Below are 23,219 nucleotides of genomic sequence, written 5' to 3'. Positions count from 1 at the left end.
GTCAAGGGGGCGCAGGGTCGGTTCCGCCCGTTGACGCGGGCGTGGCCCGGCGCCATGGTCGCGGCATGACACAGACGCATTTCGCCGCCCGCCTGACCCGCTCGCCCATCGCTTTCGACCCCGAGGCCGGGGCGGATGCCGCCGCGAGTTTCGCCGATCTTGCGCCCGAACTGCGCGGGTTGCTGGCCGGAACGGCGGGCTGCTCGCCCTATCTGAAAGGGCTGATGGGGCGCGAGGCCGACTGGCTGCGCGCCGCCCTCGCCGGGGCGCCGGAAGCTGCCATCGAGGCAGTGCTGGAGGGGCTGGACGAGGTGCCGCTGGACGGCCTGGGCAGCGCCTTGCGGCAGGCCAAGCGGCGGGTGGCGCTACTGACCGGGCTGGCCGATCTGGGCGGCGTCTGGCCGCTGGAGGCGGTGACCGGCGCGCTGTCGGCGCTGGCCGACCGGGCGGTGGACCTCAGCCTCAGGCGGCTGGTGGCCGATGAAATCCGTCGTGGCAAACTGCCCGGTCAGCGTCCCGAGGATGCCGAAACCGCCGCCGGGATGGTGGTGCTGGCCATGGGCAAGGGCGGTGCGGGCGAGCTGAATTATTCGTCCGACATCGACCTCGTGTGTCTGTTCGATCAGGACCGTTATGGCGAAGACTGGCAGGAGGCGCGGATGGGATTCATCCGCGTGACCCGCAAGATGGCGGCGCTGCTGTCCGACATCACGGCCGAGGGTTATGTCTTTCGCACCGACCTGCGGCTGCGGCCCGATGCGGCGGTGACGCCGGTCTGTATCTCCATGGCGGCGGCGGAAGCCTATTACGAGGCGCAGGGCCGCACCTGGGAACGCGCGGCCTATATCAAGGCGCGGCCAGCGGGCGGCGATCTGGCGGCGGGGGAGCGGTTCCTCAAGGCGCTGGTGCCCTTCGTCTGGCGCAAGCATCTGGATTTCGTGGCGATTCAGGATGCACATGACATGCGGCTGCGCATCCGCGATCATCGCGGGCTTCACGGCCCCATCTCGATCGAGGGGCATAACATGAAGCTCGGCCCCGGCGGCATCCGCGAGATCGAGTTCTTCACCCAGACCCGGCAATTGATCGCGGGGGGGCGCGACCCGTCCTTGCGCGACCGGACCACGGTGGGGGGGCTGGCCGCGCTGGCGGCGGCGGGCTGGGTGCCGGGCGAGGTGACGGACGAGCTGACCGCGCTTTACCGCGCGCATCGGGAAATCGAGCACCGCTTGCAGATGGTCGCCGATGCCCAGACCCATGACATGCCGAACAGCGCCGAGGGTGTCGCGCGCATCGCGGCCTTCTGCGGCGAGGGCGATGTGGCTGCCTTCCGGGCAGCGCTGAAGGCGCGGCTGGAACGGACCGAGGCGCTGACCGAGGGTTTCTTCGCCCCCGGCGCCGCCGAGGAAGGGCCGGAGCTTTCGGACAGCGCGCGCGAGATCGTCGATGGCTGGCGCGCCTATCCGGCGCTGCGATCGGAACGCGCTGTGCGCATCTTCAAGCGCCTGCGTCCCACGCTGCTGCGCGCGCTGCAAAAGGCGGCGAACCCCGACGAGGCGCTGCTGGCCTTTGACGGGTTCCTCAAGGGCCTGCCCGCAGGGGTGCAGCTTTTCGCGCTGTTTGACGCCAATCCGGTGCTGGTCGATCTGATCGTGGACATCGCCGGCACGACGCCCGCGCTGGCGCGTTACCTCAGCCGCAACGCCGGGGTGCTGGATGCGGTGATCGGCGGCAGCTTCTGGGCCCACTGGCCCGGCACCGCTGACCTGCGTGCCAACCTGACCGCGACGCTGGGGGAGGTGGCGGATTACGAGGCGAAGCTTGATACCGCGCGGCGCTGGATGAAGGAATGGCACTTCCGCATCGGCGTGCATCACCTGCGCGGGCTGATCGACGCCTTCGAAGCCGGGAAAAGCTATGCCGATCTGGCGGATGCCATCGTGGGTGCGCTCTGGCCCGTGGTCAGCGCCGAATTCGCCCGCAAGCACGGGCCTGCGCCAGGGCGCGGGGCGGTGGTGCTGGGCATGGGCAGCCTTGGGGCCGGGCGGCTGAACGCCGGATCTGACTTGGACCTGATCGTCATCTATGATGCGCAGGGCGCGGAAAACAGCGAGGGGCCGAAGCCGCTTGCGACGCGGCCCTATTTCGCCCGGCTGACGCAGGCCATGGTGACGGCGCTGACTGCCCAGATGCCGGAAGGGCGGCTTTACGAAGTCGACATGCGGCTGCGCCCCTCGGGGCGGCAGGGGCCGGTGGCCACCTCGATCACCAGCTTCTGCAGCTACCAGATGGACGAGGCCTGGACATGGGAGCATCTGGCCCTGACCCGCGCGCGGGTGCTGGCGGGTGATCCGAACCTTGCCGCTGATCTTGAGGGGGTGCGGCGCGAGGTGCTGGCGGCCAAGGCGGGCGGCGACAGCGTGCTGTCCGATGTGGCCGAGATGCGCAAGCGCCTGCAAGCCGCCAAGCCCCCGGCCGGCTCGTGGGAGGCGAAGAACGGGGCGGGCCGCCTGATGGATATCGAGTTGCTGGCGCAGACCGCCTGCCTGCGCGTGGCCGATCCGGCGCGGCGGGTGGAACAGCAACTGCGCGCGGGCGTAAAGCGCGGTTTCCTGTCGGTTTCCGACGAGCAGGTGTTGCTGGATGCCTACAGGCTTCTGTGGCGGTTGCAGGCGGGAACGCGGCTTCTGACCGACCGGACGCTGGACCTCGACACTGTGGGCGAGGGCGGACGCGCCTTTCTGGTGCGCGAGACGGGGGCGGCAGACGGCGCGGATCTGTCGGCGCGGCTTGAGGCGGCGGTTGCCGCGGCGGCGGCGGTGATCGACGCGCGGCTGGGAGAGACGACAGATGCAGCTTGAAGAAGCGGACCCCAAGGGGCTGATACGCGAAAGCTATAACATCGAGGGGATCACCGACGGCGAATGCCGGTCGATCTTCATCGACTGGGCGCTGAGCCTGCGCGCGGGCACCGAAACGCCCGAGGCGCTGAGCGTGCTGCTGGCGCGCTATGGCGCGGCGGCGGATCACCCGATGACGGCAATCCTTGAAGCCGCGCGGGCCGCGCCCGAAGCGCCGCGCCGTCGCGGTGGCCGCATCGGCCGCATGGCGGGCTGAGCCCCATCCGGCGATCTGTCGCGGACCCCCGGCGCTTCGCCCGGTTCTGCCCGGTTGAACCTGCCCGCGTTTTCCGACATTTTGCGCCACGACAATTTCGCCGCCACCCGAAACAACGACAGGGACAAACCCGATGACCGCCGACACCGCCCATCCGCCCGTGAAATACAGCCGCGTCATGCTGAAAATCTCGGGGGAGGCGTTGATGGGCGATCAGGGCTTCGGCCTGCATCCGCCGACCGTGGCCCGCATCGCAGCCGAGGTGAAATCGGTCCGCGATCTGGGCGTCGAGGTCTGCATGGTGATCGGTGGCGGCAATATCTTCCGTGGTCTGGCCGGATCTGCGCAGGGGATGGAACGCACCACCGCCGATTACATGGGGATGCTCGCCACCGTGATGAACGCGTTGGCCATGCAATCGGCGCTGGAGCAGATGGGGGTCTTTACCCGCGTCATCAGCGCCATTCCGATGGATCAGGTCTGCGAGCCCTATATCCGCCGCCGCGCCGTGCGCCATCTGGAAAAGAAACGGGTCTGCATTTTCGCGGCAGGCACCGGCAACCCCTATTTCACCACTGATACGGCCGCGACGCTGCGCGCCAATGAAATGGCCTGTCAGGCGATCTTCAAGGGCACCAAGGTCGACGGGGTCTACGACAAGGACCCCAAGAAACACGCCGATGCAAAACGCTATGAGCATGTCAGCTATGACGAATGCCTGGCGAAACATCTGGGCGTGATGGATGCTTCGGCCATTGCGCTGGCCCGCGACAACAACCTGCCGATCATCGTGTTTTCGCTGGATGAACCGGGCGGGTTCCGCGGCATTCTGGCCGGGCAGGGCACCTATACGACGGTGCAGGGCTGATCCGGCTTCCGGGCGGCAAGGCGTCGCCCATCGCGCCCCTGCGGCGCGCATCCCCCTATATCCAACGGCGCCGCCTGCTGTTATAGAGGCCCGAAACGGCGCCCGAGCCGAAAGATGAGGACCCCATGTCGCACGACGAAATCGAAATCGACCTCGACGACCTGAGCCGCCGCATGGACGGCGCCATGACCGCCCTGAAGATGGAATTCGCCTCGCTGCGCACCGGCCGCGCCTCGGCCCAGATCCTCGACCCGATTCAGGTGGAGGCCTATGGCCAGATGACCCCGATCAACCAGCTTGGCACCGTGAACGTGCCCGAGCCGCGCATGGTCGTGATCAATGTCTGGGACAAGGGCATGATCAACAAGGTGGAAAAGGCGATCCGCGAATCCGGTCTGGGCATCAACCCGGTGACTGACGGGCCGCTGATCCGCCTGCCGATCCCGGAACTGAACGAAGAACGCCGCCGCGAACTGACCCGCGTCGCCGCGCAATATGCCGAAAGCGCCAAGGTCGCCATTCGCAACGTGCGCCGCGACGGCATGGACCAGATCAAGAAGGCCAAAGGCTCGGGCATGTCCGAGGACGACCAGAAGATGTATGCCGACGAGGTGCAGGAGCTGACCGACAAGGCCATCGCGCAGGTGGACAAGGCGCTCGAGTCGAAGCAACAGGAAATCATGCAGGTCTGACGACCTGCATCCGCGCCAGCGAAAGGGCTGCTCTTGGCCGCCAGCGACACATCCGCAACCGGCCCGCGTCATGTGGCCATCATCATGGACGGCAATGGCCGCTGGGCCACCAATCGTGGCTGGCCGCGGCTTGTGGGGCATCGCAAGGGCGCCGAACGGGTGAAGGAAATCGTGCGCTGCGCCCCGGATCTGGGCGTGAAATGGCTCACGATCTATGCCTTTTCGACGGAGAACTGGAAGCGTTCGACCGAAGAGGTGCTGGGCCTCATGTCGATCTTTGCACGCTACATCGAGCGCGAGGCCGACCGGCTGGCCGCTGAATCGGTACGGATGCGGTTCATCGGGGATCGGTCGCGGCTGGACCCGAAGCTGCAAAAGCTGATGGCCGGGATCGAGGCGCGGACGGCGGTCTATGACCGGCTGAACCTGACGGTTGCCATCAACTATGGCGGCCGGGACGAAATTACCCGTGCCGCGCGCGATCTGGCGAAGGCGGTGGCGGCAGGGCTGGTCGATCCGGCGCAGATTACCGAGGCGCATCTGACGCAGCATCTGGATACCGCCGATCTGCCCGACCCCGATCTGGTGATCCGCACCAGCGGTGAGACGCGGACCTCGAATTTCCTGCCCTGGCAGGCGGCCTATGCCGAATACGAGTTCACGCAAACGCTCTGGCCCGATTTCACGCCCGAGGAACTGGGCCGCATCCTGAGCCGCTTTGGCGTGCGGGAGCGCCGCTTCGGCGGGGTCTTCGGCGCATGAGCGGCGCGAACTGGGCAGATCTTCGGGCACGCAGTCTGTCGGCACTGGTGATGCTGGCGGTCGGCGCCGTCGCGATCTGGCTGGGCGGGTCGGTCTATCTGCTGCTGATCCTTGCCGCCGTTGCCGCGATGCAGTGGGAGCTGTGGCGCATGACGCTGGGGCAGGGCCGGGATACCGCGCTCTGGGCCGGTTACGGGCTGGCCATCCTGCTGGCCGGGGCGGCGCTGATCTGGCTGCGCGGTCTGCCGAACGGATTTCTGCTGATCTGCTGGTTGCTGGCCGTGGTCATTGCATCCGATGTGATGGGTTATTTCGCGGGCCGTGCGCTTGGCGGGCCGAAGTTCTGGCCGCGCATAAGCCCGAAAAAGACATGGAGCGGCACAGTCGCGGGCTGGATCGGTGCGGCGCTGGTTGGTGCGGTCTTTGCCGCGCTGGACCGGGGGACGGGTCCTGGCCTCGTGCTGCTGTCGCCGTTTGTGGCTTTCGCCGGTCAGATGGGCGACATTGCGGAAAGCGCGATCAAGCGGCGGGCAGGTGTCAAGGACAGCTCTAACCTCATCCCCGGTCATGGCGGTGTGCTGGATCGGTTTGACGCGCTGATCTTCGCGGCGATTGTTGTCGGCGCGGCGGCGCTGTTCCTTTTCGGTGCGGGGCACTGACATGCGGCGCATTTCGGTTTTCGGCGCCACCGGCTCGATCGGCGAATCCACCTTCGACCTGATGATGCGGGCGGGCGGGCCGGAGGCGTTTCACACTGTCGCGCTGACCGGCGGGCGCAATGTGACCCGGCTGGCCGAGATGGCACGCGCCCTGCGGGCCGGGGTGGCGGTTACCGCGCATGACGACTGTCTGCCCGCCTTGCGCGACGCGCTGGACGGCAGTGGCATTACCGCGGCAGCGGGGCCTGAGGCGCTGCTGGAAGCCGCAGACCGCCCGGCGGACTGGGTGATGTCGGCCATCGTCGGTGCGGCAGGGCTGGCACCGGGGTTCCGGGCGCTGCGCCATGGCACCACGCTGGCGCTTGCGAACAAGGAAAGCCTTGTGACCGCCGGGCCGCTGCTGATGGCCGAGGCTGCGCGCCATGGCGCGCGCATCCTGCCGGTGGACAGCGAACACAGCGCCATCTTTCAGGCGCTGGTGGGCGAGGATCTGGCGGCGGTGGAACGCATCGTCCTCACCGCTTCTGGGGGCGCGCTGCGCGACTGGCCGCTGGACAAGCTGGCGAAAGCCACGGTGGCCGAGGCGCTGGCGCATCCCAACTGGTCAATGGGGCCGCGCATCACCATCGACAGCGCCTCGATGTTCAACAAGGCGCTGGAGGTGATCGAGACCCGCGAATATTTCGGTGTCGCGCCGGAGCAGATCGAGGTCATCATCCACCCCGAAAGCATCATTCATTCCATGGTGGGTTACCGCGACGGTGCCATCATGGCGCATCTGGGGGCGGCGGACATGCGCCATGCCATCGGCTATGCGCTGAACTGGCCCGAGCGGGGCGAACTGCCGGTGGCGCGGCTGGATTTCGCGGCCCTCGGACGGCTGAGCTTCCGCGCGCCGGACGAGGCGCGCTATCCGGCGCTGCGGCTTGCGCGCGAGGTGATGGCGGTGCGCGGCCAGGCGGGTGCGGCGTTCAATGCCGCGAAAGAGATCGCTCTCGACCATTTCATTGGCGGAGGGGTGGGGTTTGCCGATATGGCGGGAATCGTGGAAGACACGCTTGCCGCGCTTTCGCGCGAGACCGGCCTTGGAAATGCCCCGATGAGCCTTCAGGAGGTTCTGGCGGCGGATCTTCGTGCCCGTGCCCTGGCGACCGGCATTGCGTCGGATCTGGCGGCGCGGCGCGCGGGCTGAGGCCCTCGCCCGACTGCCGCACGCCGGACGATTGAGGAAAGGACGAAGGTTTGGACATTCTCGCACTGATGCCCGGTTTCGGAAATCTGGCCCTGACGGTGCTGGCCTTCGTTCTGGCGCTGTCGATCATCGTGGCGGTGCATGAATACGGCCATTACATCGTCGGCCGCTGGTCGGGCATCCATGCCGAAGTGTTCAGCCTGGGATTCGGCCCGGTTCTGCTGAGCCGGGTGGACCGGCACGGCACGCGCTGGCAACTCGCGGCACTGCCCTTCGGCGGCTATGTGAAATTCCTTGGCGATGCCGATGCAGCCTCGGGCAAGGATGGCGAGGCGATTGACAGGCTGTCCCCTGCCGAGCGGCGCCATACGATGCATGGCGCGCCGCTTTGGGCGCGGGCGGCCACTGTGGCGGCGGGGCCGGTCTTCAACTTCATCTTTTCGGCGCTGGTATTTGCAGGCTTCTTCTGGGTCAGCGGGATCGCCACCGACGAGCCGCTGGTGGGCAAGACCAAGGCCTTTCCCTATGATGGCCAGCCGCTGCTGCCCGGAGATCGCATTCTGGCGCTGGAGGGCACGCCGGTCACCACGCTGGAAGAGCTGATGGCGCGGGGCAATGCCCTGCCACCGGCGCCCAACGCGGATTACCGCGTGCTGCGCGACGGGGCAGAGCAGGAGATCATTGGCCCGCATCCCTATCCGGCGCTGGTGGATTCGGTGCAGCCGAAATCGGCGGCGGATGAAAGCGGTATCCTGCCGGGCGATCTGGTGCGGGCCATTGACGGTACTGCGGTGCAAAGCTTCGGCCAGATGCGCGAGATCGTCGGCGCCTCGGAAGGCCGCACGATGGTGCTGACCGTGCAGCGGGGCAGCGAATTGCTGGACCTGTCGCTGACGCCCCGCCGCGTTGACCTGCCGCTGCGCGAAGGCGGATTCGAGACGCGCTGGCTGATCGGGCTGACCGGCGGGCTGGCCTTCGGGCCCGAACTGCGCACCCCCGGCGTGGCCGAGGGGCTGGGCCTGGGCGTGCAGCAGGTGGGCCTTGTCGCACGCACCAGCCTGTCGGGCCTGTGGCACATGATCACCGGCGCGATTTCGTCGTGCAACCTGCAAGGTCCGCTGGGAATCGCCGAGGCCACGGGCACGGCGGCTTCGCAGGGGATCGACAGTTTCATCTGGCTTGTGGCGCTGCTTTCGGCGGCAGTCGGGCTGATGAACCTGCTGCCGGTGCCGGTGCTGGATGGCGGCCATCTGGTGTTCTACGCCTGGGAAGCGGTCATGCGCCGCCCGCCCTCGGATGCGATGTTGCAGCGACTGATGTCGCTGGGGCTGATCGTGGTTCTGGCGACCATGGCCTTCGGTCTGACGAACGATCTGTTCTGCCGCTGAGCCACGCTGAGGCGGTTCCGGGCCGCCCAAATCATGCCACAATGGCGCGATATCACATCCTCGTGTCGATATGAGGTGTGACATGCAAACCGTCATGAATGGCTATCGTGGCTTGTCCTATCTGGTCGGTCTCAACTGGGACTGGCTGTTCACGCTTGGCACCGTTCTCGTGGGCCTTCTGGCCGGGGCCTTTCTGGGCACCCAACTGCTGCCCGCGTTCTGACGCCGGGTCAGGTTTCGTGCCCGCGGCTGACGGCGGGCACGACAGGGCTGGTGCCCGAGACCCACAATGCCCCTAGAGATAGCGCCGAGTCTTTTGACAAGTCCCGCCAATCCCGCTAGTCAGGTCCAGGAATTTCATTCAGGTGTGGGACCGGCCATGGATCAGGCACAGCGCGCAACGAAAGCCCGGAACCGGGGCAAGTCTGTTCTGATGCGCAGTGTCGCCGTATCGGTTTTTCTTGCGGGGGCAATCGTTTCGCAGCCCGCACTGACCCCGGCACTGGCGCAGGGGATCAACCTGACGCAGGTGACCGTGGAAGGAAACCAGCGCGTCGACAATACCACCATCCTGAAACTGGCCGGAATCGGTCGCGGGCCGATCGGGGCCGCGCAGCTGAATGACGCCTATCAGGGGCTGCAAAATTCGGGTCTGTTCGAGGAAGTCTCGGTCGAGCCGCAGGGCTCGCGGCTGGTTATCCGGGTCAAGGAATACCCGATGATCAACGCCATTTCCTTCGAGGGCAACAAGCGCCTGAAGGACGAAGTGCTGTCCGAGGCGATCCAGTCCAAGGCGCGCCGGGCCTACTCGCCCGCGCTGGCCGAAGCCGATGCCGCCTCCATCGCGGAAGGCTACGAGGTGCAGGGTCGCCTTGCTGCCACCGTGACGCCGAAGATCATCCGCCGCTCCGACAATCGCGTCGATCTGGTGTTCGAGATCACCGAAGGCAAATCGGTCGAGATCGAGCGTCTGGCCTTTGTCGGCAACCGTGCCTTCAGCGACCGCCGCCTGCGGCAGGTTCTGCAAACCAAGCAGGCGGGTCTGCTGCGCACCTTCATCCGCCGCGATTCGCTGCAACCGGAACGGCTGGATGTCGACAAGCAGTTGCTGCGGGATTTCTACCTGTCGCGCGGCTTCGTCGATTTCGAGGTGCTGGATGCCGCCGCCGAAGTCGCGCGCGAGCGTGATGGCGTGTTCGTGACCTTCTCGGTTCGTGAGGGGCAGCAGTTCAGGTTCGGCAAGATCACCACCGTCAGCGAGATCGAGGGGCTGGATGCCGCCCCCTATGACGCGGCGCTGAAGGTGAAATCCGGCTCGGTCTATTCGCCGGGTGTGGTCGATACCAACATTGCCCGTCTGGAAAGCCTTGCGCTGAAACAGGGGATGAACTTCGTCACCATCGAGCCGCGCATCACCCGGAACGACCGGGATGGCACGCTGGATATCGCCTTCACGCTGGTGCGCGGACAGAAAGTGTTCGTCGAGCGTATCGACATCGAAGGCAACACGACCACGCTCGACCAGGTGGTGCGCCGCCAGTTCCGCACGGTCGAAGGCGACCCCTTCAACCCGCGCGAGATCCGTCAATCGGCCGAGCGTATCCGTGCGCTGGGGTATTTCGCGGATGCGAAGGTCAATGCCGAACCCGGCTCGGCGCCGGATCAGGTGGTGGTCAACGTCGATGTGGAAGAACAGCCCACCGGCTCGCTGTCCTTCGGCGTGTCCTATGGGGTGCAGACCGGCGTCGGCCTCAGCATGGGCCTCACCGAGAACAACTTCCTTGGTCGTGGGCAGACCCTGGGCCTGAACATCAGCTCGGGCACCGACAACGCCAACAGCTCGATCACTTTCGTCGAACCGGCCTTCCTTGGCCGTGACCTGAAGTTCAAGTTCAACGCCTATTACAACGAGACCGACAATCAGGATGCGACCTATGACACGCGCCTGATCGGTATTTCGCCGGCCATCGAATTCCCGGTCAGCGAACTGGGGCGGCTGGAACTGCGCTATACCCTGAAGAATTCCAAGCTGCTGGACCTGCGTCAGGCGGTGGCGGATGATCCGGCGACCCCCGATGTTGATGAAACTGTGGTGGCGACCACGCCGATCATTCAGCGGGATGCGGCGCGGGGCAACATGATGTCGTCGGGGGTGGGGCTGAGCTACACCTATGACAACCGCACCAGCGGGCTCAATCCCAATGGCGGTGTGTTGCTGCGCTTCGGTCTGGATTATGCGGGGCTGGGCGGCGATGTCGAAAGCGTGACCGCCAGCGCCCTGGCCGTGGCCGAACAGAAGGTCTGGAACGAGGAAGTCACGCTTCGCGCGATCTTTGAAGGCGGCGCGGTGCATATGCTGGACGGCGACAGCCGCGTGACCGACCGCTATTTCGGCGGTGGCAAGATCCGTGGCTTTGAACGCGGCGGTCTTGGCCCGCGCGATCTGGCGACCGATGACGCCCTGGGCGGCAACCTGTTTGCCGTCGCGCGGTTCGAGGCCGACTTCCCGCTGGGCCTGCCCGAGGAATACGGCATCACCGGCGGTCTGTTCGCCGATTTCGGCTCGGTCTGGAGCCTCGACGACGTGGCCGGGGCCAGCGGCACGGTGGATGACGGCTTCCACCTGCGCTCTGCCGTCGGCTTCTCGGTGTTCTGGAACACGCCGATCGGGCCGCTGCGCTTCAACTTCGCCAAAGCCATGTCGAAGCAGAGCTACGACAAGGAACAGGTCTTCGACCTGACGATCTCGACGAAGTTCTGATCATGGGGCGGGGCCTGCGACAGGCGCTTCTGGCGCTTTGGGCGGGTCTTTCGCCCGCCCTGTGGGCCATGCCCGCCCTGGCGCAGGAGGGTCAGCCCGGTCCTGTCTTCAAAAGCCAGCTTGCCGTGGTGCAGCAGGACCAGCTTTTCGCGCGCACGCTTTATGGCAAGGCGGTTCAGGCCCGGATCGAGGCGGCCCGGCAGTCGCTTCTGTCAGAAAACCAGCGCATCGAGGCCGGTCTGGAAGCGGAAGAACGTGCGCTGACCCAGCGCCGCCCGACGATGACACCCGCCGAATTCCGCAAGCTGGCCGATGCCTTCGACGCCAAGGTTGAGGGCATCCGTTCCGCGCAGGAGGCCAAGGGCCGCGCCGTGGCCCGCCAGGCCGAGGAGGACCGGCAGCGGTTCTTCCAGACCGCCTATCCCGTTCTGGCGCGGCTGATGGCGGAAATCGGTGCCGTGGCGCTGATGGACAAATCCGATATCATCATCTCGCTGGAAGCGATTGACGTGACGGACCGTGCGGTAGCGCGGATCGACAGCACGCTGGGTGACGGGTCAGCGAGCGAGGCCCCGGCCGAAGCCCCGGAACCGTCCGATGCGGGCCAGCCCGAACAATGACACGCGGGCTGCCGGTACGGCGGCCCCTGAGAGGAGTGATCGATGACCGCAACCGAGACCGCGCCGCAGACTGCTGATATCGCGCTGATCCAGCGCATCCTGCCGCACCGCTATCCGTTCCTGCTGGTCGACAAGGTGCGTGACATCTATGTCAACGAAAGCTGCGTCGGCATCAAGAATGTCACGATGAACGAGCCGCAGTTCACCGGGCATTTCCCGGAGATGCCGGTGTTTCCGGGCGTGCTGATCATCGAGGCGATGGCGCAGACTTCGGGCATTCTCGTCGGTCTGTCGATGGATCTGGTCGACAAGAATGCCAAGGTGTTCTTCATGGGCGTCGACAAGGTGAAGTTTCGCCGCAAGGTTGGCCCCGGCGACGTGCTGGAACTGCATGTGAAGGCGGTGCGCGGCGGCGGCCGGGTCTGGAAATTCGAGGGCCGGGCGATGGTCGGTGACGAGCTGGCCTGTGAGGCCGAGTTCATGGCCATGTTTGACGTGCCGAAGGCCTGAGCGGATGTCGGACGCGCGCATTCATCCCATGGCGGTGGTCGAACCGGGGGCGCTCATCGGCCCCGGCTGTGACATCGGCCCCTTCGCGGTGATCGGGCCGGAGGTTACGCTTGGCCCCGGCGTGGTGGTGAAGCCGCATGGCGTGGTCACTGGCTGGACAGAGGTCGGCGAGGGCACGGTGATCTTTCCGGGCGCCGTTGTGGGGGAGGTGCCGCAGGATCTGAAATACAAGGGGGAGCGCACGCGGCTGATCGTCGGCAAGCGCTGCCGCATCCGCGAGGGTGCAACACTGAACACCGGCACCGAGGGTGGTGGTGGCGTAACGCGCGTGGGCGACGATGTGCTGATGATGACCGGCAGCCATGTTGGCCATGACGCGATCATCGGCGACCGCGTTGTCATGGCCAATCAGGCTGCCATCGCCGGGCATTGCCATATCGGGGATGATGTCATCATCGGCGGGCTGTCCGGCGTGCATCAATGGGTCCGCGTCGGGCGTGGTGCCATCATCGGTGCAGTGACGATGGTGACGAATGATGTGCTGCCGCATGGTCTGGTGCAGGGGCCACGCGGCGTGCTGGATGGGCTGAACCTCGTGGGGCTGAAGCGGCGCGGGGTCGAACGGTCGGAAATCACCGCGCTGCGCGCCGCCTATCAGATGCTGGCGCAGGGGGAAGGGTCTTTCCTCGACCGCGCGCGCCGTCTGGCGGATGAAACCGACAGCCAGCATGTGCGCGAAATGACCGATTTCATCCTGTCTCAGACTGACCGCAGTTTCCTGACCCCGAAATGAGCCGCACCGCCATCATTGCAGGCGCCGGGCACTTGCCCGCTGCCCTTGCCGCCACGCTGAAGTCACCACTGGTTTGCGCGCTGGACGGTTTCACCCCCGCAGGGCTGGCCGTGGATCAGCTGTTCCGGGTGGAACGGCTGGTGCCCTTCCTGCGCGCGCTGGAGGATGCGGGCGTGACCCGTGTGGTCTTTGCAGGCGCGGTGCAGCGGCCAAGACTGGACCCGTCGCTGTTCGATCAGGGCACCGCCCAGATGGTGCCGCGCCTTCTGGCCGCGATGCAGGCGGGCGATGATGCCACCCTGCGCGAGGTGGTCGCGATTTTCGAGGAAGCCGGATTCGCCGTTGCCGGCGCGCAGGAGGTTGCGCCCGATCTGGTGCCGGGGCCGGGCATCCTGTGCGGAACGCCGGGTGCCTCCGATGAGCGCGACGCCGCGCGGGCCGCTGCCATTGTCGCCGCGCTCGGGGCCGTGGATGTGGGACAGGGTGCTGTGGTGGCACAGGGGCTGTGCCTTGCGGTCGAGGCGTTGCCAGGCACCGATGCGATGCTGGACTGGGTGGCGCAAACCGCCCGCCGTCCTGACCCGAATGGCGCGAAAGGCGTGTTCTACAAGGCGCCGAAACCGGCGCAGGATCGGCGCATCGACCTTCCGGCGCTGGGGCTGGAGACGCTGAAACGTGCCCATGCCGCCGGGCTTGCAGGGATTGCCTTCGAGGCGGGCGGGGTGATCCTGCTCGACCGTACGGCGATGATTGCCGAGGCAGACCGGCTGGGCCTGTTCCTCTGGGCGCGCGAGCCATGAAGCTGTTCCTCGTCGCGGGCGAGCCTTCCGGCGACCGACTGGGGGCCGCGTTGATGGCGGGGCTGAAGGACCTCGCGCCGGGTGTCCGTTTTGACGGGGTGGGCGGCCCACTGATGCAGGCCGAAGGGATGCAAAGCCTGTTCCCGATGGCTGAGCTTTCGGTGATGGGCATTGCCGAGGTGCTGCCGAAATATCGCTATCTGAAGCGGCGTATCCGCGAAACCGCCGAGGCCGTGCTGGCCAGCGGGGCGCGGGCGTTGATCACCATCGACAGCCCCGATTTCTGCCTGCGCGTGGCGCGGCTGGTGAAGGCGGCGCGGCCCGACCTGCGGACGGTCCACTATGTCGCGCCCTCGGTCTGGGCCTGGCGGCCGGGCCGGGCGGTGAAGATGGCGACGGCGGTCGATCACGTTCTGGCGCTGCTGCCCTTCGAGCCGCCCTATATGACGGCGGCGGGGATGAGCTGCGATTTCGTCGGCCATCCGGTTGTGGCTGAACCGCTGGCGACGGAGGTGGAGCGTGCGGCCTTTGCCGGTGATGGTCCGTTGCTGCTGGCCCTGCCCGGATCGCGTCAGGGCGAGGTGCGGCGGCTGGCACCGGTGTTGGGTGCGGTTCTGGGCCTGTTACGGGCGCGTCATCCGGGCCTGCGCGTGGTGCTGCCCACCCTGCCGACGGTAGAGCCTCTGGTGCGCGAGGTGACCGCCGAATGGCCGGTGGCACCCGAAATCGTGCTGGACCCGGCCCGCAAGCGTGGCGCCTTTGCCGCCGCTGATGTGGCGCTGGCGGCCTCGGGCACCGTGTCCCTGGAGCTGGCGGCCAATGGCTGCCCCATGGTCATTGCCTATCGCCTGCATCCCGTCAGCTTCTGGCTGATGAAGCGTGCGGCGCTGATTGATACGGTAACGCTGGTCAATCTGGTGTCCGAGACACGGGCGGTGCCGGAATTCCTTGGCCCCGCCTGTCTGGCCGAAAACATCGCCCCCGCCGTACTGGCCCTGCTGGCACAAGGCCCCGAGCGCGCGGCGCAGGAGGCGGCGATGCGCCTGACGATGGAGCGTCTGGGCAAAGGTGGCGAGCCGCCCGGCCTGCGCGCGGCGCGCTCTGTGCTTTCGGTGCTTTAACGCCCGCGCCAGATCCAGCCGCCGCCGAGGATGCGGCTGCCTTCCGGCGCATAGAACACGCAGGCCTGACCTGCGCTGACGCCATCCTCGGGGTTCAGCAATTCCACCTCTGCCTCGGTGGCAGAGATGGGGCGGATCACTGCCGGGCGCGGCGGGCGGGTGGAGCGGACCTTGACGTTCACATGCCATTCCGCCCGGCTGTCAAAGGGTGTATCGCCCAGCCAGTTGACCTCGCGCACCGGCACGATGCGGGTGGACAGCGCCTCTTTCGGGCCGACGATCACACGGCGACTGTCGGGGTCCAGCCGTACGACATAGACCGGATCGCCCAGACCGCCGATGCCCAGCCCCTTGCGCTGCCCGATGGTGTAATGGATCACGCCGCGATGGGTGCCCAGCACGCGACCCTCCAGATCGACGATCTCGCCCGGTTCGGCCGCGCCAGGGCGCAGCTTTTCGATCACAGCGGCATAATTGCCGTTCGGGACAAAGCAGATGTCCTGGCTGTCGGGCTTGTCCGCCACCGGCAGCCCGTATTTCGACGCCAGCGCCCGTGTTTCCGCCTTCGAGGCCAGATGCCCCAGAGGGAAACGCAGGTAATCGAGCTGTTCCGGCGTGGTCGAGAACAGGAAATAGCTCTGGTCGCGGTTGGCATCGGCGGCGCAATGCAGTTCCGGCCCGGTCACGCCCTGCATGCGCTGGATGTAATGGCCGGTCGCCATGCAATCGGCCTCCAGATCCTTCGCCGTGGCCAGCAGATCCTTGAACTTCACCCGCTCGTTGCAGCGGATGCAGGGCACTGGCGTCGCACCGGCCAGATAGGCATCGGCAAATTCCTCGATCACCGCCTCGCGGAAGGTGTTCTCGTAATCCAGGACGTAGTGCGGAAAGCCCATCGTCTCGGCCACGCGGCGGGCATCATGGATGTCACGTCCGGCACAGCAAGCCCCCTTTTTCGCCAGCGCCGCGCCATGGTCGTAAAGTTGCAGCGTCACGCCGACAACGTCATAACCCTCCTCCTTCAGCTGCGCGGCCACCACCGAACTGTCGACGCCGCCCGACATGGCAACGACGACGCGCGTCTCGGAGGGGGGCTTTGCGAAGCCCAGGGAATTCAGCGGATGGTCCAGCATGACGGAACTCTGGCAGGATCAGGGAAAGTTACGTGCAATATAGGAAAATGCGCGACACTCTCAACCCGTCGCTTCACCAAGGCTTAAGCCTGTCGGCCGAAACTTCGCGTGATGGAAGAGGGGAATGCCATGTATCTGAAACGTGTCCACGGGCCGCGGCAGGTCACGCTGCCGGATGGCTCGATCCTGACCCGCGCCGATCTGCCACCGCCGGAGACCAGTCGCTGGGTGGCCTCGCGCAAGGCAGTGGTGGTTAAGGCGGTGATCTACGGGCTTCTTCCGCTGGCCGAGGCGCTGGAACGCTATGCCCTGTCGGAAGAGGAATTTGCGCTTTGGCGTGCCGCGGTCGAACGCCATGGCGAGAAAGCCCTGAAAGTGACAGCCATCCAAAAGTATAGACAACTTTAGATTGTTTTCTGCGCAACCTATGTCACAGTAACCGCTAGTTAACCATTGCCCTCCAGTATCGTTAACAACCCTGGCGCTGAAGCGGAGAAGACAGAGATGCGCATTTTGCTGGTGGAGGATGACCCGACGACCTCGCGCAGTATCGAACTGATGTTGACCCATGCGAATCTCAACGTCTATTGCACGGATCTCGGCGAGGATGGCATCGACCTGGCCAAGCTCTATGACTACGATCTGATCCTGCTGGACATCAACCTGCCGGACATGAGCGGGCATGAGGTCCTGCGGCAACTGCGCCTTGCACGGGTGGATACGCCGATCCTGATTCTTTCAGGCGCGGACGATACCGACAGCAAGCTGAAGGGCTTTGGCTTCGGCGCGGATGACTACATGACCAAGCCTTTCCATCGTGAGGAACTGGTGGCGCGTATCCATGCCATCATCCGCCGGTCCAAGGGACATTCGCAATCGGTGATCCGTACCGGACGAGTCTGCGTCAATCTGGATGCCAAAACTGTGGATGTGGATGGCAAGACCGTGCATCTGACCGGCAAGGAATATCAGATGCTGGAGCTGCTGAGCCTGCGCAAAGGCACCACGCTGACCAAGGAAATGTTCCTCAACCACCTCTATGGCGGTATGGATGAGCCGGAGCTGAAGATCATTGACGTCTTCATCTGCAAGCTGCGCAAGAAACTGGCCGAGGCGACGGGTGGGCAGAACCACATCGAAACCGTCTGGGGCCGTGGCTATGTGCTGCGCGACCCGCTGCCCGATGATCTGGGGCGGCGACTGGCGATGGGGGCGTGAGGCGCGCGCTTTACCTTGAGGGGCTGGCGTCCTAAATCTGGCGCAAAGCCGGAGGGGAACATGGCCACAGATCAGCCTGTCGATCGTATGACCGAAGCCGAAGCTCAGGCCGAACTGGCCCGGCTTGCCGAGGCGATTGCCAGGGCAAATGAAGCCTATCACCGGCAGGACGCACCCGAGATCAGTGATGCGGATTACGATGCGCTGAAACGCCGGAACCTGGAGATCGAGGCGCAGTTCCCGGCGCTGAAACGTGCCGACAGCCCCTCGGATCAGGTTGGCGCCCCGCTGGCCGAAGGCTTTGGCAAGGTCCGGCATGAAGTGCGGATGCTCAGCCTTGAGAATGCCTTCGAGGATGCGGATGTGACGGATTTCGTGACCCGCATCCGCAGTTATCTGGGCCATGAAGGGCCGCTGAGCTTCACTGCCGAGCCAAAGATCGATGGCTTGTCACTATCGCTGCGCTACGAGGGCGGTGTGCTGGTGCAGGCGGCAACGCGCGGTGATGGCGAAACGGGAGAAAATGTCACCGAAAACGCGCGTACAATCGCTGATATTCCGCACCGGCTGATCGGCGCCCCCGATGTGCTGGAGGTGCGGGGCGAGGTTTATATGCGCCACGCCGATTTCGCCGCGTTGAACGCACGCGCGGCCGAGGCGGGTGAGAAAACCTTTGCCAACCCGCGCAATGCCGCCGCCGGTTCGCTTCGGCAACTCGATGCAACGATCACCCGTTCGCGTCCGCTCAGCTTCTTTGCCTATGCGTGGGGGGCGCTGTCGGAACCTCTGTCGGAAACCCAGTCCGGCGCCATCGAGCGGCTGGCGGCGCTTGGGTTTCGGACCAACCCTTTGACACGGCTCTGCCTGACGGTCGAGGAAATGCTGGCGCAATATCGCAGCATCGAGGCACAGCGCGCGACCCTAGGCTATGACATCGACGGTGTCGTCTACAAGGTCAACGATCTGGCGCTGCAACGGCGGCTCGGGTTTCGCGCGGCAACCCCCCGCTGGGCCATCGCGCATAAATTCCCCGCCGAACTGGCCTGGACGCGGCTGGAGGCCATCGACATTCAGGTTGGTCGTACCGGCGCGCTGAGCCCTGTCGCGCGGCTGACGCCGGTGACGGTGGGCGGCGTCGTCGTCTCCAACGCCACGCTGCATAATGAGGATTATATCGCGGGTCGCGATTCCTCGGGCGCGCCGATCCGTGATGGCAAGGACATCCGCATCGGTGATTGGGTGCAGGTCTATCGGGCGGGTGATGTAATTCCCAAGGTGGCTGATGTCGATCTTGCGCAGCGCCCCGAAGAGGCCGCGCCCTATACCTTCCCCGAAACCTGCCCCGAATGTGGCAGTCCCGCGATCCGGGAGCCGGGCGATTCGGTTCGCCGTTGCACGGGCGGCCTGATTTGCCCTGCGCAGGCCATTGAAAAGCTGAAGCATTTCGTCAGTCGTGGTGCTTTCGATATCGAGGGGCTGGGGGCAAAACAGATCGAGATGTTCTTTGCCGACGATCTGCTGTCGGTGCGTGCGCCTGCCGATATCTTCACCCTTCAGGACCGGGACACCCGCAACCTTGCGAAACTGGCGAACCGCGACGGGTTCGGGAAGCGCAGTGCCGAAAAGCTGTTCGCAGCCATCGACGACCGGCGCCGCATCGCATTTGAACGCTTCCTTTTCGCGCTTGGCATCCGCCATCTGGGCGAGGTCGCGGCCAAGGATCTGGCCCGGCATTACGGCAGTTGGGCCGGGCTGGCGCAGGCCATCGACGCCGCGCATCCGGCCGCGCTCCTGCACCTGAAAGCGGATGAGGCCGAGGTGGCAGAGCGCGCGGCGGCGGCTGAAGCAGGTCGCCGGGCCGAGGTTTCGAAGGCGCGGGCGCAGATCATGGCGGAAGCCAGCCCCGAGGCGCGCGCGGCATGGGAGGAAATGCTGTCGATTGAAGGGGTTGGCGCAGTTCTGGCAACCTCTCTTGTGACCACGCTTGCGGCGGGCGGGCATGAGCGTCAGGCGGTCGAGGATCTGGTGGCAGAGCTGGCCGAGATTATACCGCCCGAAGCCCGCGCAACGCAAAGCCCGGTTGCCGGGCTGACTGTCGTGTTCACCGGCACGCTGGAAAAGATGACTCGGGCCGAGGCCAAGGCGCGGGCCGAGGCGCTGGGGGCCAAGGTTGCGGGATCGGTCAGCGCCAAGACCGATCTGCTGGTGGCTGGTCCGGGTGCCGGCTCGAAGGCCACGCGGGCGGCGGAACTCGGCGTAAGGGTGATTGACGAGGAGGAATGGCTGGCCCTGGCGGGCGCCGCCGGATGAGCCGCCCGCCCGAGCTTTTCCCGCTGTTTGCCGATCTGGAGACGCTGGAAGGCGTCGGCCCCAAGACGGCGAAGGCGATGGCCGGGCTGGGGGTTGAACGGCCGAAGGACTTGCTGTTCCTTCTGCCACATTCCGGGGTGGACCGCAGCCGCCGCGCCTCGGTCCGCGATGTGGTGCCGCCTGCGGTGGTAACGGTGGAGGTGACGGTGGGCAGCCACTTTCCGCCGCGCCAGAAAGGGCGGCCCTATCGTGTGGCGGTGAAGGATTCGGCGCTGGAATTCCAGCTTGTCTATTTCCATGCGCGCGGCGATTTCCTGTTGCGGCTGTTGCCGACCGGGCAGCGCCGGATCGTTTCGGGCCGGGTGGAATTGTTCGACGGCATCGCGCAGATGGTCCACCCCGACCATGTGTTGCGGCCTGAAGAAGCGGGCGATCTGCCAGAGTTCGAGCCGGTCTATCCGCTGGTCGCCGGCGTGACGCAGAAGGTTCTGGCCAAAGCGGCGCAGGCGGCAGTGGCGCGGGCGCCAGAGCTGGCAGAATGGATCGACGGGCCGTTGAAGCGACGCGAGGGCTGGCCGGACTGGCACGCGGCAGTTCAGGCCGTACATGCGCCGGAAAGTGCCGCCGATCTGGCGCCTGCAGCTGCGGCGCGGGCGCGGCTGGCCTATGATGAGTTGTTTGCCCATCAGGTGACTCTGGCGCTGGCGCGGATGCGGGCGCGGCGCGGTAAGGGGCGTGCCTCGGTCGGAACCGGAGTCTTGCAGCGCAAGGTATTGGATTCACTTCCTTATGCACCGACAGGGGCGCAAAGTCGGGCCGTGGGCGAGATCGCGGGCGATATGGCCTCTGGTCTGCGGATGAACCGGCTGTTGCAAGGCGATGTCGGTGCGGGCAAGACGCTGGTCGCGTTGATGGCCCTGCTTGTCGCGGTGGAGGCGGGCGGGCAGGGCGTGATGATGGCGCCGACCGAGATCCTCGCCCGGCAGCATCTGGAAGGGCTGCGGCCGCTTGCCGAGGCGGCCGGGGTGCGGCTTGACCTGCTGACCGGGCGCGACAAGGGGGCGGAGCGTGCGGCGAAGCTGCGCGCGCTGGCCGAGGGCGAGACGGGCATTCTGGTCGGCACCCATGCCGTGTTCCAGAAGGATGTGCAGTTTCATGACCTGCGGCTGGCGGTGATCGACGAACAGCACCGTTTCGGCGTGGCGCAGCGGATGGAGCTGGGCGCAAAGGGGGCGGCAGCGGATGTGCTGGTGATGACCGCGACGCCGATCCCGCGCAGCCTCGCGCTGGCGAGCTATGGCGACATGGATGTTTCGGTGCTGGATGAAAAGCCCGCCGGGCGCAAGCCGGTCAAGACGGTGATGGTCTCGACGCAGCGCCTGGATGAGGTGGTGGCGCATCTGGCGCGCGCGGTGGCCGAAGGGCGGCAGGCTTATTGGGTCTGTCCGCTGGTGGAAGACAGCGAAACGGTCGATTACGCCAGCGCCGAGGCGCGGTTTCAACATCTGCGCGCCGCCCTTGGCGATTGTGTCGGCCTTGTGCATGGCCAAATGCCACCCGCCGAGAAGGACGCGGCGATGGCGCGATTTGTCGCCGGGGAGACCAGCGTTCTGGTGGCCACGACGGTGATCGAGGTGGGAGTGAACGTGCCCAATGCCTCGATCATGGTGATCGAGCGGGCCGAGATCTTTGGCCTCGCGCAGTTGCATCAGCTGCGCGGCAGGGTCGGGCGCGGATCGGCGGAATCCACTTGCCTGCTGATGTATCAGGCGCCGCTGAGCGAGGGCGGCGAGCGGCGGCTGACCACGTTGCGCGATACCGATGACGGTTTTCGTATCGCCGAAGAAGATCTGGCGATGCGTGGCGCCGGCGATCTGATTGGCACGGCGCAATCGGGCCTGCCACGGTTCCGGGTCGCTGATCTGGAACGGCAATCGGCGCTGATGGAAACTGCACAAAGTGATGCGCGGCGGCTGCTGGCTGAAGATCCGCAGCTGGAAAGCCCGCGCGGCCGGGCGGTGCGCCTGCTGCTGTGGCTGCTGGATCAGGATCGGGCGATCAGGCTGATTTCTGTGGGTTGAGCTCGCCTTTTTGTGTTGGAACCCTGGCGCGCGCTCTGGCGTTCTCTCTTTATGTTCACGGATGTTCTCAAAAAGTTCTTTACAGGATGTGAATCATGTGAGAACAATAATGGAACAAACGACAGGAGGTTCCGATGCTGAAGGAAGTCAAAGCCATCATCACCCGCTCCCGCGCAACTTTGCTGGAGGATGCCGCCGGGGCGGTCTCGCTGTTCGTTCTCTTGATTGTCGGCCTGAATCTGCCTGGCCTTGCCTGAGCCGCCGACACTGCCGGTTTTTCACTGCCTGCGGTCTGTTAAGGGCGCATCGACCCCAAGCGATGCCCGCGTCACTGTCCCCGACGCACCTGCCTGCCAGACACGCCACTCACCGCCGCAGCATGACTGCGGCGGTTTTTTTTTATGCGGCCTCTGCCGCCGTGATGGCCTCTGCCAGCGCCTCGATCGCCAGCAGGATCGAGGCGTGGCGGTTCTTGTAATCCCGCGCGGGCAACAGCACCTCGAACCCGGCGAAAGCGCCCGAAGGCGGTGGCGCCCCGTCCTTCAGCATGGCGCGCAGCGCGTCCCGCGCAGCTTCAACCTCAGCCCGGTTGCGGCCGATGGCGGCGCCGCCCACCACGGCGGCCGAGGCCTGACCCAGTGCGCAGGCCTTCACGTCCTGCGCAAACTCCGCGACGCGGCCATCCCGCATCACCACATCTGCCGTGATGGTCGAGCCGCAGACCGGCGAGCGGCGGCGCGCACTGCCCTGTGGCGCGGGCAGGCGGCCCAGATGCGGGATGTCGGCGGCCAGGGCCAGAATCCGGCCGGAATAGAGTTTCACAAGATCGCTGTCGCTCATCGCTTTTCTCCGCCGCTGTCCCCGCATAGATAGACCTGCAACTGCGGCAATGCAAAGGAGGCGCCGATGCCATTCGATCCGGCTGGCCTAAAGTATGATGCGAACGGTCTGATCCCGGCCATCGCGCAGGACCATGCCACGGGCGAGGTGCTGATGATGGCCTGGATGAATGCCGAAAGCCTGAAGCGCACGCTGGAAACCGGGCAGGTGACTTATTGGTCCCGCTCGCGTCAGGGGTTCTGGGCCAAGGGCGAGACCTCGGGCCATGTGCAGCGGCTGGTGGAGCTGCGGGTGGATTGTGACCGCGATTGCCTGTTGATGCAGGTCGATCAGATCGGACCCGCCTGCCACACC

23 protein-coding genes are annotated in these 23,219 nt (G+C 65.9%); 21 read left to right on the top strand and 2 right to left on the bottom strand.

Going from position 1 to position 23,219, the window contains the following annotated elements:
• Window positions 1-65 precede the first annotated feature (65 nt).
• The 15 genes from IE126_RS00485 to lpxB all read left to right on the top strand — a co-directional run bounded on the left by IE126_RS00485 (window position 66) and on the right by lpxB (window position 15,283).
• Window positions 66-2,861, top strand: coding sequence for a [protein-PII] uridylyltransferase family protein (locus IE126_RS00485; protein ID WP_108129459.1), 2,796 nt, complete (start codon window positions 66-68; stop codon window positions 2,859-2,861).
• The gene (locus tag IE126_RS00480; RefSeq protein WP_054304445.1) at window positions 2,851-3,117 is read left to right on the top strand and encodes a hypothetical protein; all 267 of its coding nucleotides are present in this window, start codon (window positions 2,851-2,853) and stop codon (window positions 3,115-3,117) included. The genes IE126_RS00485 and IE126_RS00480 overlap by 11 nt, the downstream gene beginning before the upstream one ends.
• 133 nt (window positions 3,118-3,250) lie before the next feature.
• On the top strand, window positions 3,251-3,985 hold the full coding sequence (gene pyrH, locus IE126_RS00475; RefSeq protein ID WP_054304444.1) for a UMP kinase: 735 nt from the start codon (window positions 3,251-3,253) through the stop codon (window positions 3,983-3,985).
• Between the two features lie 125 nt (window positions 3,986-4,110).
• Window positions 4,111-4,677, top strand: a complete 567-nt coding sequence (gene frr, locus IE126_RS00470) for a ribosome recycling factor (protein WP_054304443.1) — start codon at window positions 4,111-4,113, stop codon at window positions 4,675-4,677.
• 84 nt (window positions 4,678-4,761) lie between these two features.
• Window positions 4,762-5,439 (top strand): polyprenyl diphosphate synthase, encoded by a 678-nt coding sequence (gene uppS, locus IE126_RS00465; RefSeq protein WP_229825238.1) that lies wholly within the window; start codon window positions 4,762-4,764, stop codon window positions 5,437-5,439.
• Window positions 5,436-6,098, top strand: coding sequence for a phosphatidate cytidylyltransferase (locus tag IE126_RS00460; RefSeq protein WP_189379887.1), 663 nt, complete (start codon window positions 5,436-5,438; stop codon window positions 6,096-6,098). The genes uppS and IE126_RS00460 overlap by 4 nt, the downstream gene beginning before the upstream one ends.
• Window position 6,099: 1 nt before the next feature.
• A complete protein-coding gene (gene dxr / locus IE126_RS00455) occupies window positions 6,100-7,290 on the top strand; it encodes a 1-deoxy-D-xylulose-5-phosphate reductoisomerase (RefSeq protein ID WP_189379886.1) in 1,191 nt (396 codons plus the stop codon).
• 50 nt (window positions 7,291-7,340) lie between these two features.
• Window positions 7,341-8,678 (top strand): RIP metalloprotease RseP, encoded by a 1,338-nt coding sequence (gene rseP, locus IE126_RS00450; protein WP_189379885.1) that lies wholly within the window; start codon window positions 7,341-7,343, stop codon window positions 8,676-8,678.
• A gap of 82 nt (window positions 8,679-8,760) precedes the next feature.
• Window positions 8,761-8,901, top strand: a complete 141-nt coding sequence (locus tag IE126_RS00445) for a hypothetical protein (RefSeq protein ID WP_170120559.1) — start codon at window positions 8,761-8,763, stop codon at window positions 8,899-8,901.
• Between the two features lie 156 nt (window positions 8,902-9,057).
• Window positions 9,058-11,439 carry an outer membrane protein assembly factor BamA gene (gene bamA / locus IE126_RS00440; RefSeq protein ID WP_189379884.1) on the top strand — a complete coding sequence of 794 codons (2,382 nt, stop codon included), beginning with the start codon at window positions 9,058-9,060 and terminating at the stop codon, window positions 11,437-11,439.
• Between the two features lie 2 nt (window positions 11,440-11,441).
• On the top strand, window positions 11,442-12,059 hold the full coding sequence (locus tag IE126_RS00435) for an OmpH family outer membrane protein (RefSeq protein ID WP_108129464.1): 618 nt from the start codon (window positions 11,442-11,444) through the stop codon (window positions 12,057-12,059).
• A 42-nt stretch (window positions 12,060-12,101) separates the two neighbouring features.
• Window positions 12,102-12,569 carry a 3-hydroxyacyl-ACP dehydratase FabZ gene (gene fabZ / locus IE126_RS00430; protein WP_054304436.1) on the top strand — a complete coding sequence of 156 codons (468 nt, stop codon included), beginning with the start codon at window positions 12,102-12,104 and terminating at the stop codon, window positions 12,567-12,569.
• Window positions 12,570-12,573: 4 nt separating this feature from the next.
• Window positions 12,574-13,362: an acyl-ACP--UDP-N-acetylglucosamine O-acyltransferase gene (lpxA, locus tag IE126_RS00425; protein ID WP_054304435.1), complete on the top strand. Its 789-nt coding sequence runs from the start codon at window positions 12,574-12,576 to the stop codon at window positions 13,360-13,362.
• The gene (locus tag IE126_RS00420) at window positions 13,359-14,162 is read left to right on the top strand and encodes an LpxI family protein (protein WP_189379883.1); all 804 of its coding nucleotides are present in this window, start codon (window positions 13,359-13,361) and stop codon (window positions 14,160-14,162) included. The genes lpxA and IE126_RS00420 overlap by 4 nt, the downstream gene beginning before the upstream one ends.
• The gene (lpxB, locus tag IE126_RS00415; protein WP_189379882.1) at window positions 14,159-15,283 is read left to right on the top strand and encodes a lipid-A-disaccharide synthase; all 1,125 of its coding nucleotides are present in this window, start codon (window positions 14,159-14,161) and stop codon (window positions 15,281-15,283) included. Before IE126_RS00420 ends, lpxB begins: the two co-directional genes overlap by 4 nt.
• On the opposite strand, the gene mnmA is transcribed toward lpxB, so the two are convergent.
• Window positions 15,280-16,416: a tRNA 2-thiouridine(34) synthase MnmA gene (mnmA, locus tag IE126_RS00410; RefSeq protein WP_189379881.1), complete on the bottom strand. Its 1,137-nt coding sequence runs from the start codon at window positions 16,414-16,416 to the stop codon at window positions 15,280-15,282. The two genes, lpxB and mnmA, sit on opposite strands and share 4 nt — an antisense overlap.
• A gap of 129 nt (window positions 16,417-16,545) precedes the next feature.
• Here mnmA and sciP point away from each other — a divergent pair, with 129 nt between their 5' ends.
• The 5 genes from sciP to IE126_RS26235 all read left to right on the top strand — a co-directional run bounded on the left by sciP (window position 16,546) and on the right by IE126_RS26235 (window position 22,282).
• A complete protein-coding gene (gene sciP, locus IE126_RS00405) occupies window positions 16,546-16,824 on the top strand; it encodes a CtrA inhibitor SciP (RefSeq protein ID WP_054304431.1) in 279 nt (92 codons plus the stop codon).
• 96 nt (window positions 16,825-16,920) lie between these two features.
• Window positions 16,921-17,634 carry a response regulator transcription factor CtrA gene (gene ctrA, locus IE126_RS00400; RefSeq protein WP_189379880.1) on the top strand — a complete coding sequence of 238 codons (714 nt, stop codon included), beginning with the start codon at window positions 16,921-16,923 and terminating at the stop codon, window positions 17,632-17,634.
• Between the two features lie 60 nt (window positions 17,635-17,694).
• The gene (ligA, locus tag IE126_RS00395) at window positions 17,695-19,944 is read left to right on the top strand and encodes an NAD-dependent DNA ligase LigA (protein WP_229825140.1); all 2,250 of its coding nucleotides are present in this window, start codon (window positions 17,695-17,697) and stop codon (window positions 19,942-19,944) included.
• Window positions 19,941-22,025, top strand: a complete 2,085-nt coding sequence (recG, locus tag IE126_RS00390) for an ATP-dependent DNA helicase RecG (protein WP_189380320.1) — start codon at window positions 19,941-19,943, stop codon at window positions 22,023-22,025. Before ligA ends, recG begins: the two co-directional genes overlap by 4 nt.
• Window positions 22,026-22,159: 134 nt before the next feature.
• Window positions 22,160-22,282 (top strand): hypothetical protein, encoded by a 123-nt coding sequence (locus IE126_RS26235; RefSeq protein ID WP_255349808.1) that lies wholly within the window; start codon window positions 22,160-22,162, stop codon window positions 22,280-22,282.
• A gap of 142 nt (window positions 22,283-22,424) precedes the next feature.
• Here the strand turns inward: IE126_RS26235 and IE126_RS00385 are convergent, their stop codons facing one another.
• Complete coding sequence (locus tag IE126_RS00385; RefSeq protein ID WP_054304428.1) at window positions 22,425-22,865, bottom strand: iron-sulfur cluster assembly scaffold protein; 441 nt, start codon at window positions 22,863-22,865, stop codon at window positions 22,425-22,427.
• A gap of 66 nt (window positions 22,866-22,931) precedes the next feature.
• On the opposite strand from IE126_RS00385, the gene hisI reads away from it, so the two are divergent.
• Window positions 22,932-23,219 (top strand): phosphoribosyl-AMP cyclohydrolase (hisI, locus tag IE126_RS00380; protein ID WP_189379879.1); only part of this gene is annotated, 288 nt, incomplete at its 3' end.

This window comes from Gemmobacter nanjingensis, from assembly GCF_014652195.1.
In the GTDB taxonomy this organism is placed as follows: domain Bacteria; phylum Pseudomonadota; class Alphaproteobacteria; order Rhodobacterales; family Rhodobacteraceae; genus Gemmobacter; species Gemmobacter caeni.
Note: the sequence above shows the minus strand (reverse complement) of the source record. Positions and strands in the feature narration are given on the sequence as shown.